Origin of the sequence: Geminocystis sp. CENA526 (assembly GCF_050753365.1) — a bacterium.
Taxonomy (GTDB): Bacteria; Cyanobacteriota; Cyanobacteriia; order Cyanobacteriales; family Cyanobacteriaceae; genus Geminocystis.
In genome coordinates this window covers 1-14569 of the sequence record NZ_JBLZFY010000101.1, presented here as the reverse complement: position 1 = coordinate 14569, position 14569 = coordinate 1, and the positions used below count along the sequence as shown (strand labels likewise).

Here is a 14569-nt window from a genome sequence, read left to right as displayed (position 1 = left end):
AGCTCTTCCCCCTCTTCCCCCTCTTCCCCCTCTTATCTTCATCATTTTATATCGAACTCAGGTAGGCAAGATGCCTGTTCTACGGTGGTAAAATCCTAAATATGGTCGAAGTCTAATAGGTGTTAATTCGACTTTTTCAATTCTGCATTCTCAATTTGTATAGTGTTATAATCTGAAAAAAGTCATAGGGTATAAAACAATGATTTTAACAGCACAACAACTGGCAGATTTAATGCCCAATGTCACTCAATTAGAAAGCGATGAACCAGAAATGGAAAGTAGCGAACACTATACACAATTACTACTTTTAGTTAGTTGTCTCGAATGGTTATGGAAAGACGAAAATAATTTTTTTATCGGTGCAAATTTAACCATTTATTTTAGCCGACAACAATTGAAAAATAGGGATTTTCGAGGACCAGATTTCTTTTTAGTTAAAAATACCGAAAAAAAACCCCGTAAATCATGGGTGGTATGGGAAGAAGATGGAAAATATCCCGATTTAATCATTGAGTTATTATCGGATTCCACTGCTAATATCGATCGAACTCTAAAAAAACAATTATATCAAGATCATTTTGGCACTTCGGAGTATTTTTGGTTTTCACCAGAAACAATGGAATTAGAAGGTTATCGTTTAAAAGATAATAAATATCAACCGATAATTCCTGATGAAAATAATTTTTATTGGAGTGAAAGTTTAGGTTTATTTTTGGGTATCTATGAGGAAAAATTACGGTATTTTTCTATAGACAGAAAATTAATCCCTACTCCAGAAGAATCTGCATTACAAGCTCAAGCAGAGGCTTTCCAAGCTCAAGCACAGGCTTTACAAGCCCAAACGGAGGCTTTAGAGGCAAAACAAAGAGTTTCCCAATTGGAAGCCAAACTGCGAGAATTAGGTATTGATTTTTAAGGGGAGTAATCAGTAAAAAGTAATAATGTGATTTGTTAGTGCTATAATTTTAAAAAACTCATCTGGTATCAAACAATGGTTTTAACAGCACAACAATTTGAAGTTTTAATGCCCGATGCCACTCAATTAGAAAGTGATGAACCAGAAATGGAAAGTAGCAAACATTATACACAATTACTACTTTTAGTTAGTTGTCTCGAATGGTTATGGAAAGATGACAATAATTTTTTTATCGGTGCAAATTTAACCCTCTATTCTAGCGTAAAACAATTAAGACATAGAGATTTTCGAGGTCCCGATTTCTTTTTAGTTAAAAATACCGAAAAAAAACCCCGTAAATTATGGGTGGTATGGGAAGAAGATGGAAAATATCCTGATTTAATTATCGAGTTATTGTCAGATTCTACTGCTAATATCGATCGAACCTTAAAAAAACAATTATATCAAGATATTTTTCGCATTTCTGAGTATTTTTTGTTTTCACCAGACACAATGGAATTAGAAGGTTATCATTTACAAGGTGCTAAATATCAACCGATAATTCCTGATGAAAATAATTTTTATTGGAGTAATAATTTGGGTTTGTTTCTCGGTATCCATGAGGAAAAATTACGGTATTTTTCCAGAGAGAAAAAGTTAATTCCTACTCCAGAAGAATCAGCTTTAGAGGCACAACAAAGAGTTTCTGAATTAGAAGCTAAACTTCGAGAATTAGGTGTTAATCTTGAATAGAGATCGATCATGATCCCCCCTAACCCCCTTAAACAAGGGGGAATTTATTGAGACAATTATTTCCAATTTTTTTTAATGAATGATTTTACACCAGATTTAGCAACTTCTTCCCTTCCTCCTCAAAATATTGAAGCGGAAGAAATTATTTTAGGAAGCATTTTATTTGATCCCAATGCCATGGGTAAAATTATTGATATTCTACCCTTAGAAGCCTTTTATGTTAATGCTCATCGTCATATTTACGAAGCGGCTCGAAATTTATATTTTCAAGGGCAACCCATCGATTTAATGACGGTTAGTACATGGTTAAATGATCATAATTTATTGGAAAAAATAGGCGGTACTCCTAAAATAATCGGACTGCTCGATCGAACTGTTTCTTCTGCTAATATTGAACGTTATGTACCGTTAATTACCGATAAATATGTTAGAAGATTATTAATAACAACAGCGAAAGAAATTAGCGAATTAGGATATGATACTACCCAAGATTTAGATACTATTTTAGATGAAGCTGAACAAAAAATATTTAAACTTACCCAAGCAAGAATACAACAAGGATTAGTACCTATTTCCGAAACTTTAATCAATACTTTTACGGAGATTCAAAACTTTCAAGAAAAAATTGCTTTACCCGGTATCAGTACGGAATTTTACGATTTAGATGCTTTAACAGGAGGTTTTCAACGATCGGACTTAATCATTATTGCCGGTCGTCCTGCTATGGGAAAATGTTTAGTTAGTACCTCAGAAATTGTCTTAAATGACGGTAGTTTAAGCTCGATCGAAACCATATACAATCATCATCAAGGGCAACTTTTAACCCTTAATCAAAATTGGCGATTTACTATTACATCTCCCTCTAATTTTGTTGATGATGGTATCAAACCAGTATGGGGAATTACAACTAAATTAGGTCGTTATATTGAAACTACCTTAACTCACCCATTTTTAACCGCAAAAGGATGGCAACCCCTCGCTAATATCAAGGTAGGAAATAAAATAGCAGTACCCCGCAAAATAGATATTTTTGGACAAGAAATAATCCCTGATTTTCAAGTCAAATTAATTGCTTATTTTATTGGTGATGGTTGTTTAACTCATACATCTCCTCTATTTACTAACTCAAATCCTTTATTACAAGAAGATTTTAAAGAGGCAATTTCCCATTTTACAGGAGTAAAAACTCGCCTTGAAACTTCTCAAAATACTCGAACTCCTTCTATTTATGTAAGCAGTGATTTAGAGTTTATCAAAATTCATCGTCAACTATTTGCAGAAAAACTCAAAAATATTCTGGAAAATTGCTCTTTTACTCAAACAAAACTAGCAGAATTATTAAATATTAATCCTTCTTTAATTTCTGGATGGAAAACAGGGGAATATATGCCTTCTGAATCGACTTTTAATAGTCTTTGTCGTCTTCTCAATGTGAAACCTTCGGATTTGCTAGAAGTGGAATTAAATAGCATTAGTAAAAATGGTAAAAATTTAGTAACTATTTGGTTAGAAAATTTGGGATTATGGGGGAAAAATGCCCATGAAAAAACTATTCCTTCAATCATTTTTAAATTATCTAAATCTTTAGTAAGTTTATTTCTCAATCGTCTTTTTGCTACGGATGGTTGGGTTACTATTTTAAAAACTAATCAGGTTGCCCTTGGCTATGGTACTGTTAATGAAAAATTAGCCCGTCAAATTCAACATCTTTTGCTCAGATTTGGAATTATTACTCATTTGAAACTCAAGAAGACTAAATATAATAATTCTCTAAAAATATCTTGGGTTTTGAATATTACCGATAGTTTATCTATTAAAGAATTTATTGAAAATATAGGTATTTTTGGGAAAGAAGAGCGAATCAAGGAAACTAGAGAAATATTAACTAATAAAAAATATCATAGTAATTGTGATTTAATTCCTTCAGAATTTTGGCAAGAAATTATTATTGCTAAAGGGGATAAAACTTGGGATAATTTAGCTCAAGAAACAGGCATTACAAGTCTTGCTAGTTTTTACCATAAAAAGCGAAATTTGTCAAGACAAAATCTCTTAAAAATTGCCATCGTTTTAAATAATTTATCTCTCCAAAATCTGGCAAATAGTGAGATTTATTGGGATGAAATAGTATCGATCGAATATCAAGGAGAAAAACAAGTTTATGATTTAACTATCCCTGAAACTCATAATTTTGTTGCTAATGATATTTGTGTTCATAATACCAGTTTTGCGTTAAATATTGCCGCAAATATTGCCAAACATCACGATTTGGCGGTAGCTATTTTTAGCTTAGAAATGTCCAGAGAACAATTAGCAATGCGCTTACTTTCTGGAGAGGGGAAATTAGAGAGTAGTCGTTTAAAATCTGGTAGAATTACAGAGCAGGAAATGGAACCTTTAATGACTGCTATGGGTACATTATCAGAATTGCCTATTTATATCGATGATAGTGGTTATTTAACCGTTATGCAAATGCGATCGGAAGTGCGCCGTTTACAAGCAGAAAAAAAAGGCAAATTAGGCTTAGTTTTAATCGATTATTTACAGTTAATGCAGGGAAGTAGTGATAATCGTGTACAAGAGTTATCCAGAATTACTCGATCGTTGAAAAGTCTTGCCAGAGAAATTAATGCACCTATTATAGCCTTATCTCAGCTTAGTCGTGCGGTAGAGCAACGCACTAATAAACGTCCTATGTTGTCTGACTTGCGTGAGTCAGGCTGTTTAAGTGGTGATTCTTTGGTGACAATGGCGGATACTGGGGAGGAAATTCCTATCAAGGATTTAGAAGGAAAATCTGGTTTTGCGGTATGGGCGATCAATACTGATACCATGAAAATAGAACGAGCTATTGTTAGTAATGCTTTTTGTACGGGAGTTAAACCTGTATATCGATTAACTACAGAATTAGGTCGATCGATCAAAGCAACAGCTAATCATAAATTTTTGCATTTTGACGGTTGGATGAGACTAGACGAATTACAAATTGGCGATCGTATTGCCTTGCCTCGTTTTATACCTAGCACCGAATTGCCGACAATGGGAGATGATGAATTAGCATTATTAGGGCATTTAATTGGTGATGGTTGTACTTTACCCCGTCATGCTATTCAATATACTACCCGTGAACGAGATTTAGCAGAAATTGTCGCAGATTTAGCCACAAAAGTCTTTAGAGATCAAATCAATCCTCAAATTAAACAAGAAAGACAATGGTATCAAGTTTATTTATCTGCTAATTATCATTTAACTCATGGTGTCAAAAATCCTGTAACCAAATGGTTAGAAAACTTAGGTATTTTTGGATTACGATCGCATGAAAAATATATCCCTTCTGTGGTATTTCAACAACCCGTAAATTCGATCGCCTTGTTTTTACGACACCTTTGGAGTACAGATGGATGTGTTCGCACTAGCAAAAATAATTGTCATTATCCAAGTATTTTTTACGCTTCTAGCAGTGAAAAATTAACCAGAGATGTACAAAGTTTGCTATTACGTTTAGGCATAAATGGAGTATTAAAAATTGTATCACAAGGGAAAAAAGGACGAGAGCAAATTCAAGTATGGATAAGCGAAAAATCTGATGTCGAAAGATTTTGTAATATAATAGGTGCTGTGGGTTTATATAAACAAGAAAGTTTATTAGAAGTTCAACAATATTTATTAGAATCAGGAAAAGCTAATACTAATCGAGATTTAATTCCCCGTGATGTTTGGAAAAAAGAAATTAAAATTACTCAACAAAAATTAAAAATGAGTAATCGAGAATTGCAAAAAGCGATGGGTATTAGTTATTGTGGAAGTGCTTTATATAAACGTGATATTAGTCGTCATAGAGCTAATAATATCGCTGAGATTTTACATTCAGAAACCATTGCTAAATTAGCTAACAGTGATATTTATTGGGATAAAATTAAAACTATTGAATATATAGGAGAAGAAAAAGTTTATGATTTAACAGTACCCCACTTATGCAACTTTAGTTGCAACCTGTTCATACTACACAATTCGATCGAGCAGGATGCGGATTTAGTGATTATGTTATACCGAGATGAATATTACCATCCCGATACAGTTGATCAAGGTGTGGCGGAAGTAATTTTGGCGAAACATAGAAACGGACCGACAGGGCAAGTTAAACTAATATTTCGATCGGAATTAACCCAATTTCTTAATATGAAACACCATAATTAGGGATTGCTGAGAAAATAGTTAAGAATAGTGAAAATTTTTTTCAGTTTTTATATTTGGGAACTATTTTAAGTTAATCTATTAATCAATATAGAAATTATCCTATTTCCATAAAAAATTTTATGTCTGACTTAAATCGTGGCATCATGAAATTCGATGGAGCAGATAAACCTATTATCGTAGGGATTACTGCTGTTATTATTCTCGGCAGTATCGCCGGTTTAATTATTTGGGCTTTAAAAGTTGCCTATACGGTGGCTTAATTTTATCTCTTAGTTCGATCGAATTTATACACAAAACAAGGGGTTAAAATCCCTTGATATTTTTGGTATTAATAAAAAAATAAAGGTAATATGTCAAAATTTATTAACAGTCAAATAGTCTGTTTAGATTGTCATAATAAATCCTTATATTGTGAAGTAATTGAGACAACAAAAGACGGCTTTAATTCTTGGGTTCGTCCAGTAATTTTAGTCGATTTACAAAATAAAGACAATAATTATTATCCCCCTAAAAGTGACGTTTATGATTTAAGATTTACTTCTGATTTATTGTGGAAAACAGAAGATTTTAGGGTAGTTTTAGACACTGAGTATATAGAATTTTTTGTTAATTTACAAGAGTTTGAATTTGACGAAGATAAATTAATTATCGGAAAACAACAGCTAAGAATTTTTATTCAAGAAATGATTTTGCAAAAAAAACTGATACCTGATACCTGATACCTATTACCTATTACCTATTACCTGATACTTATTACCTACGACTTATTCCACTTGCGAGGGGGTGACTGACGGCGGATATTACGCCAGATTTGAGTGGCGGCTAAAGTACCATCGGCTACAGCGATCGAAACTTGATTTAAGCCTTTTTTCAAGTCACCCAAAGCAAAAATTCGATCGTGACTGGTTTGCGCCATATCATTAGTAACCAAATTTTCTCCATCCCACTCTAAACCCTCAATGCCTTTAAGGTAGTGATTATGATAAATTGATCCCATGTTAATTAAGCCTGTAGTCGCTTCCACCAAAGTACCATCTTTTAATTGTACCCCTTGCATTTTATGATCTTCTCCAATGATACGATCGATGGGACTCTCATATAAAGGATAACCATGATCTGCCAATTTTTGTCTCATTTCTTCCCCAACTTCACACAAACCATGGGTTAAAACGCTGATATAGGGAGTAAACCAGTTTAAAACGAAGGCGGCGTTAATTTGAGCTTCTCTAGCAACCATTAACACCGCTTTTTGATCCCACATATCAAAACCATCGCAAATCATACACACATGGAGGGTATAACCTGCATAATCATAAATGTTTTGCATATCCTCAATGTGAGGTAAAACATCTATAACCCCCGAAGCGGCGATTAAATATTTACTGCGAAAAACAGGATAAACACTGTCTTTTTTACCGATTTTTACTTTTACAGCAAAGGTTTCTCCCTCGTCGGTAACATCTTCGACATAGCCTCGTAAATGATCTGCACCCCAATCAAGGGCTTGTTTTGTACCATGATTTAATATATCCCTACCCGGGGCATGAGGATCAATACCTAAATAATTACGAAGGTCTTGCATCCATAGCGATCGACCTTTACCCTTTTCAATCACAAGACATTTTAACCCATAACGGGCAAGATAAATAGCCGCCGACAAGCCTCCCATACCACCGCCAACCACTATGGCATCATAAACGGTATCGAGACGAGTTTCATAATTTTTACTAGATAATTTCATATAGTGAATAGTTGATAGTGAATAGTTTATAGTGAATAGTAAATCAATAGTCAATAATCAATGAGTTATTGAGTCGGTTTAGCAGACTTGTGCTATTAGCGTTGAAATAAATTTCAACTTGAGCGATAAATTAATACCTAATTCCTCATTCTTAATTCCTTATTCTTTATTTTAAACTGGTTTTAATGGGTTTTTAAGCAAATAATCATCATGGAAACTCCCCTATAATTACGAGCGATCGATTCTGGTATAGTGCCTAATGTTGGTGTTCCCACTACTTTATGATCACCGATAGACATGAGTACTAATAAATCATCAGGTTGTATCTCCTGTAAAACTCGGCGAGAAAAATTACCTTTTAATTGTTGAAAAGAAATTCCCATCAAGCGGTTATCGATGACAACTCCCGAAGCAGAAATTAAGAGGATATGTAAATTAGCATTGAGTTGATTCGCTAAGATTTTGGTTAAAGTTAAAGCCTCTTCAAAACTAGGGGAGTTATATTGAAAGTCAGAAATAGCAAAGACGATTCTTTTTGTAGTTTTTATGGGTTCAGTAAAACGGGTAATGAGTACTGGTACGGGAGATTTTTGAATAACATTATCGATGATACCCCCAAAAAAGTTGTCTTTATAAGTAGAAAATCCTTTCCAACCACAGATGATAATATTAGCATCGCATTCCTGATAAACATGGAGAATACCTTGATCGATCGAACTATCAATTCTAGCAATACTTTGCACCTCCGTAGCCGTAGCGTGGGCAATCATTTCGGCGGTTTCTAATAATTGCGCCTGACGAATTTTCTCCCCTTGAGAAATTATCCCATTAGTATCGGTGAGGATATGTAAAGGAAATAATTTGCCTTTGGTGGCGTTGACTAATAGCAAGGCGAGGTTTAATAAATTATCTTCGGTGTTAGGATTCGCTACGGGTACAACTACTCGATACATAGGAGATTTTTCTTCCTCTGATTTTTCCATGGTAGAGTCTGATGCTGAGGAGGAAGATTCTGCCATTTTTATTTGATCAGCCCATTTTGTTGTTACCCAAGGTGATACAATACAAGTAACTAGAATCATGGCGATCGTACCATTCACAGTTAACTCATCGACTAAATCAATATTAAAAGCTACGGTAATCGCTGCTAAAGTGGAGGCGGCTTGCGCCACAGACAAGCCAAACATTACCATAATATTAGGGAAGGAATATTTAAAATATTTGCCTACTCCCCAAGCAGGAATAAATTTCGCCACGATAGCCACCCCTATCATAACCCCTGACACGAGGAACGATCGAGGTTCTTGAATTAAAGTTGCAGGATTAACTAACATTCCCACCGACAAGAGAAACAGGGGAATAAATAACGTATTGCCAATAAACTGAATACGATTCATTAATGGACTTAAGGGCGGAATTAATGGTCTAATACTAATACCTGCTAAAAAAGCTCCTATAATGGGTTCAATTTCTATTAATCTAGCTACATAAGACACTAAAAATAACGTTAGTACCACGAAAGTAAACTCAGCCCCTTCATCTCTGCCAAAGGTGCGAAAAAACCATCTTCCCAATTTCGGTACACCCAAAAGAGTAGCAAAGGTATAAATAATTAAGGAGGGAATCAGATATAACCAAAATCCTAAAGTCAAATCTCCCTCATTCGCTCTAACTACGATCGTTAACACCAAAAGAGCTAAAATATTAACAATCAGAGTACCACCTAATGTTACTGTCATCATTTTCGATCGCATCAAGCCTCGTTTACTGACAATAGGTAAAGATAACAAAGTGTGAGAGGCAAAACAAGAAGCTACTAAAATTGAGGCTAAAATATCATAACCAATCAATGACATTGCCACAGTACCCAAAATCATCGGTATGGCAAAAGTACTTATTCCGAAAATCGTTGCTTTATCCCCATTCTCCTTTAAATCATCTAAACTTGTTTCTAATCCTGCCATGAACATTAAAAACAATAGTCCTACTGTACCAAATAGAATTATGGTTTTATCTCTTTCTAATAATCCTAATCCATAAGGACCCACAATAATTCCTGCGACAATTAAACCTACGATACCGGGTAATTTTATTTTCTCAAATAGGATAGGAGCGATCAATAGTACTCCCATCATAATCAAAAATACCGCTACTGGATCAGTAATGGGATTAGGAAGGAAGGAAAACAGGTATAAATTATTCATAAAGCAAGGAGTGAATAGTAAATGCTGAAAAAGTTTTTTTGGTAAAGGTAAGGCAAAAGGCAACGCTACACCTATGACTCTACCACAAGAAAACAAGGGTCAGATATGGATTTATGATACATCTCATAAAATGAGATTTATCTTAGTGACTATTATAGAATCAATCATTCTTGGGAGATTTTTAATATTTGAGTTTTATTTATTCGATCGAACTCACAAGATAGATAATGATAGTCAAGAATTATGGTCATTATGGGCAAAAAATTATAGTATGGATTATAGACGTTGATTAGGAGTAAATCATTATGGTTTTATTACAAGAAAAACCTGAAACTGATATTATTGACATTGCCATTGAGATTGATACCCCCGCAACACAACACCTTTATTCTTTAGAGGAATATTATACCTTAGAAGAAAATAGTGATGTTAGACATGAATTTTGTGATGGAGTAATTGAAGAAATGACTGGTGGCACAATTAATCATAATCGTATCATTCGTAACTTAGTTCGTATTTTAGATTTAGCTTTTCAAAATACTAATCGTGAGGTTTTTACTAGCGATTTACGCTTATATATTCCTGAATGTAAAAAGGCAACTTATCCCGATATTATGGTAATTGAAGGAGAAGTAATGTTGCATAATAATCGCCAAGATGAAGTGTTAAATCCTTGTTTAATTATTGAAGTTTTATCTCCTTCTACTGCTAATTACGATCGAAAAGATAAGTTTTATTATTATCGTTCCATTCCCACATTAAAGCAATATGTATTGATTAGTCAGAGTGATTATGCCATAGAAAGTTATACTAAAACAGGGGAAAATAAATGGTTATTTGAGGAAACTAAAGGAGAAGATATTGAGGTTAATTTAGACTCGATCGAAGTGCGTTTTCCTATCTTAAACTTATATAATGATGTGAACTTTTCAGGCAAATAAACAATAATTAAAAATGATGAATGAATGGCAATGGGAAGAAGATGATTGGGAAAATACGATTATAGACTTTGCCCATTTACAAGGAGAAATTAACTATAAACAAGCACAAGAATCCTTAGAAAATTTACTACTTAATCTTGACCTAAAAGAAGAAGAAAAACAAGGTTTAGAAACAGATATTGAACATTTAACACAATTATTACAAAAATTAGAAGATTCCGTGATTTCCATTGCCGCTTTTGGCATGGTAGGCAGAGGTAAATCTAGCGTTTTAAATGCCTTAGTCGGACAGGAAATTTTTATTACAGGGGTTTTACATGGTGTAACCCGTGAAATAGATCAAACAAATTGGCGTTTAGATAAAGAAAATATCGGTAATAGTGAACAAAAAGTACAAAGATTAATTAAAGGGGTGGAAAATGTCCAAATTCAATTAATCGACACCCCCGGCATCGATGAAATTGACGGTGAAACAAGGGAAGCCTTAGCGCATCAAATTGCCTCCCAAGTGGATTTAATCCTGTTTATCATCGCTGGAGACATCACGAGGGTAGAATATCAAGCCTTGTGTCAATTAAGGGAAGTGGGTAAACCCATGTTACTGGTATTTAACAAAATTGATCAATATCCAGAGGTCGATCGAGCCGAAATTTACTCTACTATTAGGGATGTAAGGGTAAGAGAATTACTATCCCCCAATGAAATTGTCATGGTAGCCGCTTCCCCTTTAATTGCCATTCCCAGTAAAGATAAAGACGGCAAAATCAAAATAACTCGTCAACGGGGTAAACCACAAATTGCAGATTTGCAGGTAAAAATTTTAGAAATTCTCCATCAAGAAGGTAAATCTTTAATGGCATTAAATACCATGTTATTTACGGGAGAAATTAACGAAAAATTAGTGCAACAAAAAATTATTTGGAGGGAAAAAGAAGCACAAAAAATTATTCAAAAAACTGTGATGACAAAAGCCTCCGCCATTGCGCTTAATCCTGTGACGGCGTTAGATTTATTTACAGGAGCAATTATTGATGTGGCAATGATATTAACCCTTTCTCAACTTTATGGTATCCCCATGACGCAACAAAGTGCTATTAAATTATTACAAAAAATAGCTTTTAGTTTAGGGGGAATTACCGCTAGTGATATTTTAGTAACCTTTGGTTTAAGTTCCCTCAAAGGGATACTAGGTTTAGCTACTCCCGTGACGGGAGGCTTAAGTGTCGCTCCCTATATTTCTGTTGCCATTACTCAAGGGGCGATCGCAGGAATTTCTACCTATGTAATTGGACAAGCCTCGATCGTATATCTAGCAAATGGCGCATCTTGGGGGGAAAATAGTCCTTTAAAGGTAGTAGAAAATATCATTAATTCCCTTGATGAAACCTCAATTTTAAACCGCATAAAATGGGAATTAAAAGCTAAATTAAGTAAAAAAATTCATCAAAAATTTTAACTTTTTATGGAAGAAAAGCCTAAATTAATAGTAATTTGTAAGGGAAAATCTTGCAGTAAAGATGGGGCAAATAAATTATTAAATTATCTTCAAAAACAATGCTCAAATAATTGTAAAATTACCACTAAACATTGTTTTGGTAAGTGTGGAAACGGTCCGATCGTGTTTACTTTACCCCAACAAAAATTTTATGATCACGTCAATTTTGAGAAGGGATTAGAGATATTAAATAATGATAATTATTAGAGTTTTAGATCAAGGTAAAACAGGCATCTTGCCTGTATTTTTAAAGATGTTTATTGAATAATTATTGAGATAAAAACCCAGTTATTAATAAAGGTAATAAAATTAATAAAAATACTATAACAAAAGTATTTTCTGGACTCCAAGTAATTTCATTTTTGTCTATTTTTTTCATGGTAAAAGTCTCCATTTACAAGGTGAAAATTGCTGTACCAATAGCAATATTATATTTGAGATCGAAATATCCAAAATAAAGAAGTTATAAACCCTGTTATTACTACGATCGCAATTTGTTTCCAGTTTTTAAACTCTCCTATTTTTTCGGATAAGTCGGTGGTTTTCCCTATTAACGGTTTCCAGTCATCGAGTCTTTGATTTACTCCGTTTAAGCCTTCTTTAATGGTAGCAATTTCTACCCTCATATCGTTTAATTTATCATTGACTTGCTCAAATTTTCGATCGACCTGTTCAATTTGAGTATCTATTTTCTCATTAACTTGCTCAATTTTAGTGTCTATTTTGTCATTGATTTGCTCAAATTTTCGATCGACTTGTTCAAACTTGGAGTTAATTAAATCTTTTAACTCTCTTAAATCATTATTTGTTAAAGTACTCATGGTATAATGCTTCTAATAATCAAAGTTAATTAGGGCGTATTTGTCCGCTACCTCTAACCCTAATTTTACGACACATTAAAACTCTTCATTAGTTTATCTTTATTAATCATACCTAGATTTTTAATTCACTATTCACTATTTACTATTGATCTATTTAGATAAATAATAAAGTTGCTTGATTAGAGGCATCAACACTAGACAAAATATTAGCTTCCGTAAAAGTGTTAACTCCCGTGATAGTAAATAATAAATTACCTGTACCGAATCCAGTATCTCCTTGAATACCATTACCGAGACGGAATTGAGTATTACTACCTACAGTGAGAATATCAACTCCAATTAAGCCAATAACTGCAAATTTGTCAACGCCTAAGACAAATTGATTAACGGTATCTGTACCGTCTCCAGCATTATAAATGACAGTATCGGTAACTCCATCATTTAAGCCTAAGTTTAAGACATCATTACCTTTTCCTCCTACTAATTGATCGCTACCATTGTTACCTGTTAAAGTATCATTACCACTTCCACCAGTAAGAATATTATTACGGTCATTTCCAGTGATGAGGTTAGCTAAACTATTACCAGTACCATTAATATCAGTCGTACCTGTGAGGGTAAGATTTTCAACGTTAGCTAAAGCAATGATATTTAAGGTGAAAGTCGCTTTAGATTCAATCGTATCGATTCCTTCCCCGACGAGTTCAATAATTCTATCACCTGTGGGATTAATATAGGTATCATTACCTTTACCTCCTTTAAGAGTATCTATACCACTACCACCGTTGAGAATATCCTTACCTCCTCCTGATTCAATTAAATCGTTACCATTATTCCCAATGATGGTATCATTACCACTACCGCCATAAAGTTCATCTCCTCCCACCGTACCTTGGATGTTAAAACGTTCTATATTATAGAACCACACTTGATCATAAGAACCAGTATCATTGTAATAGGCTAGTAAATATCCGCTCCATGAACCTCCTCCTTCATGTCCTATAGATGATTCAATACCAGCATCATAACCTCCTCCTCCAGAAAAAGTATTTTTAGAATAGTCAATAATCAGAGTATCCGAGCCAAATCCTCCGTAAACACGATCGTTTCCTAAACCAGGATTAATCGTATCATTACCATAACCAGTAGTGATACCCGTACCATAATTACTCCACCACCATTCATGACTATCGAAACGTCCAGTAAAGGCAATATTATCATTTCCACTGCCAGTAAAAACACTAGCAAATTGTTCAACGTTTTTGATGACTGTGCCATTAGCTAGGGTTATAGTTGCTCCAGTATTGTCAATATTGAAATTAGCTGTTTCGTTGCTTAAATCTAAGGCGGCGATAACATCTTTCCCGACACCACCATCAATACTAATTGTACCGCTCTATGAAACTTACTCAAACTTGATCAAGAATGGTCAAGTTCCCACTCTTCATGGGATGGACGTTCACTTCCTGCTTCACCGAATCCCTAATAGACTTGCCATTAAGTTGGTTTGACTCTCCACAGG

General features: G+C 34.1%; 13 protein-coding genes and 1 pseudogene. 9 read left to right on the top strand and 5 right to left on the bottom strand.

Annotated features, from left to right (window positions below; genetic code table 11):
* Positions 1-199: 199 nt before the first annotated feature.
* The 5 genes from ACN4EE_RS18890 to ACN4EE_RS18870 all read left to right on the top strand — a co-directional run bounded on the left by ACN4EE_RS18890 (position 200) and on the right by ACN4EE_RS18870 (position 6564).
* Complete coding sequence (locus ACN4EE_RS18890; protein WP_431708041.1) at positions 200-916, top strand: Uma2 family endonuclease; 717 nt, start codon at positions 200-202, stop codon at positions 914-916.
* A gap of 75 nt (positions 917-991) precedes the next feature.
* Positions 992-1648 (top strand): Uma2 family endonuclease, encoded by a 657-nt coding sequence (locus ACN4EE_RS18885; RefSeq protein ID WP_431708040.1) that lies wholly within the window; start codon positions 992-994, stop codon positions 1646-1648.
* Between the two features lie 75 nt (positions 1649-1723).
* Positions 1724-5845, top strand: a complete 4122-nt coding sequence (locus ACN4EE_RS18880; RefSeq protein ID WP_431708039.1) for a replicative DNA helicase — start codon at positions 1724-1726, stop codon at positions 5843-5845.
* A 119-nt stretch (positions 5846-5964) separates the two neighbouring features.
* Positions 5965-6105 (top strand): hypothetical protein, encoded by a 141-nt coding sequence (locus ACN4EE_RS18875; protein WP_431708038.1) that lies wholly within the window; start codon positions 5965-5967, stop codon positions 6103-6105.
* 90 nt (positions 6106-6195) lie between these two features.
* Positions 6196-6564, top strand: a complete 369-nt coding sequence (locus ACN4EE_RS18870) for a hypothetical protein (protein ID WP_431708037.1) — start codon at positions 6196-6198, stop codon at positions 6562-6564.
* Between the two features lie 38 nt (positions 6565-6602).
* Here ACN4EE_RS18870 and ACN4EE_RS18865 read toward each other — a convergent pair whose 3' ends face one another.
* On the bottom strand, positions 6603-7586 hold the full coding sequence (locus ACN4EE_RS18865; protein ID WP_431708036.1) for an NAD(P)/FAD-dependent oxidoreductase: 984 nt from the start codon (positions 7584-7586) through the stop codon (positions 6603-6605).
* Between the two features lie 182 nt (positions 7587-7768).
* Complete coding sequence (locus ACN4EE_RS18860) at positions 7769-9886, bottom strand: cation:proton antiporter (protein WP_431708035.1); 2118 nt, start codon at positions 9884-9886, stop codon at positions 7769-7771.
* A gap of 49 nt (positions 9887-9935) precedes the next feature.
* Between ACN4EE_RS18860 and ACN4EE_RS18855 the strand changes: the two genes are divergently transcribed.
* Genes ACN4EE_RS18855 through ACN4EE_RS18840 form a run of 4 tightly spaced genes read left to right on the top strand, consistent with a single transcriptional unit; the run spans position 9936 to position 12433 of the window.
* Positions 9936-10079, top strand: coding sequence for a hypothetical protein (locus ACN4EE_RS18855; protein ID WP_431708034.1), 144 nt, complete (start codon positions 9936-9938; stop codon positions 10077-10079).
* A 16-nt stretch (positions 10080-10095) separates the two neighbouring features.
* Positions 10096-10731 (top strand): Uma2 family endonuclease, encoded by a 636-nt coding sequence (locus ACN4EE_RS18850; RefSeq protein WP_431708033.1) that lies wholly within the window; start codon positions 10096-10098, stop codon positions 10729-10731.
* Positions 10732-10744: 13 nt separating this feature from the next.
* Complete coding sequence (locus ACN4EE_RS18845; RefSeq protein WP_431708032.1) at positions 10745-12187, top strand: GTP-binding protein; 1443 nt, start codon at positions 10745-10747, stop codon at positions 12185-12187.
* Positions 12188-12193: 6 nt separating this feature from the next.
* On the top strand, positions 12194-12433 hold the full coding sequence (locus ACN4EE_RS18840) for an NAD(P)H-dependent oxidoreductase subunit E (protein WP_431708031.1): 240 nt from the start codon (positions 12194-12196) through the stop codon (positions 12431-12433).
* 221 nt (positions 12434-12654) lie between these two features.
* Here the strand turns inward: ACN4EE_RS18840 and ACN4EE_RS18835 are convergent, their stop codons facing one another.
* The 3 genes and pseudogenes from ACN4EE_RS18835 to ACN4EE_RS18825 all read right to left on the bottom strand — a co-directional run.
* Complete coding sequence (locus ACN4EE_RS18835) at positions 12655-13047, bottom strand: hypothetical protein (protein WP_431708030.1); 393 nt, start codon at positions 13045-13047, stop codon at positions 12655-12657.
* Positions 13048-13201: 154 nt separating this feature from the next.
* Positions 13202-13975, bottom strand: a complete 774-nt coding sequence (locus tag ACN4EE_RS18830) for a calcium-binding protein (protein WP_431708028.1) — start codon at positions 13973-13975, stop codon at positions 13202-13204.
* 153 nt (positions 13976-14128) lie between these two features.
* Positions 14129-14200: pseudogene (locus ACN4EE_RS18825) on the bottom strand (hypothetical protein); the annotation flags it as partial.
* Positions 14201-14569 lie beyond the last annotated feature (369 nt).

Bases quoted from the DNA above. Each gene is read 5' to 3' on its own strand.
- ACN4EE_RS18890 (WP_431708041.1), top strand. From the start codon at position 200: ATGATTTTAACAGCACAACAACTGGCAGATTTAATGCCCAATGTCACT.
- ACN4EE_RS18885 (WP_431708040.1), top strand. From the start codon at position 992: ATGGTTTTAACAGCACAACAATTTGAAGTTTTAATGCCCGATGCCACT.
- ACN4EE_RS18880 (WP_431708039.1), top strand. From the start codon at position 1,724: ATGAATGATTTTACACCAGATTTAGCAACTTCTTCCCTTCCTCCTCAA.
- ACN4EE_RS18875 (WP_431708038.1), top strand. From the start codon at position 5,965: ATGTCTGACTTAAATCGTGGCATCATGAAATTCGATGGAGCAGATAAA.
- ACN4EE_RS18870 (WP_431708037.1), top strand. From the start codon at position 6,196: ATGTCAAAATTTATTAACAGTCAAATAGTCTGTTTAGATTGTCATAAT.
- ACN4EE_RS18865 (WP_431708036.1), bottom strand. From the start codon at position 7,586: ATGAAATTATCTAGTAAAAATTATGAAACTCGTCTCGATACCGTTTAT.
- ACN4EE_RS18850 (WP_431708033.1), top strand. From the start codon at position 10,096: ATGGTTTTATTACAAGAAAAACCTGAAACTGATATTATTGACATTGCC.
- ACN4EE_RS18845 (WP_431708032.1), top strand. From the start codon at position 10,745: ATGATGAATGAATGGCAATGGGAAGAAGATGATTGGGAAAATACGATT.
- ACN4EE_RS18840 (WP_431708031.1), top strand. From the start codon at position 12,194: ATGGAAGAAAAGCCTAAATTAATAGTAATTTGTAAGGGAAAATCTTGC.
- ACN4EE_RS18835 (WP_431708030.1), bottom strand. From the start codon at position 13,047: ATGAGTACTTTAACAAATAATGATTTAAGAGAGTTAAAAGATTTAATT.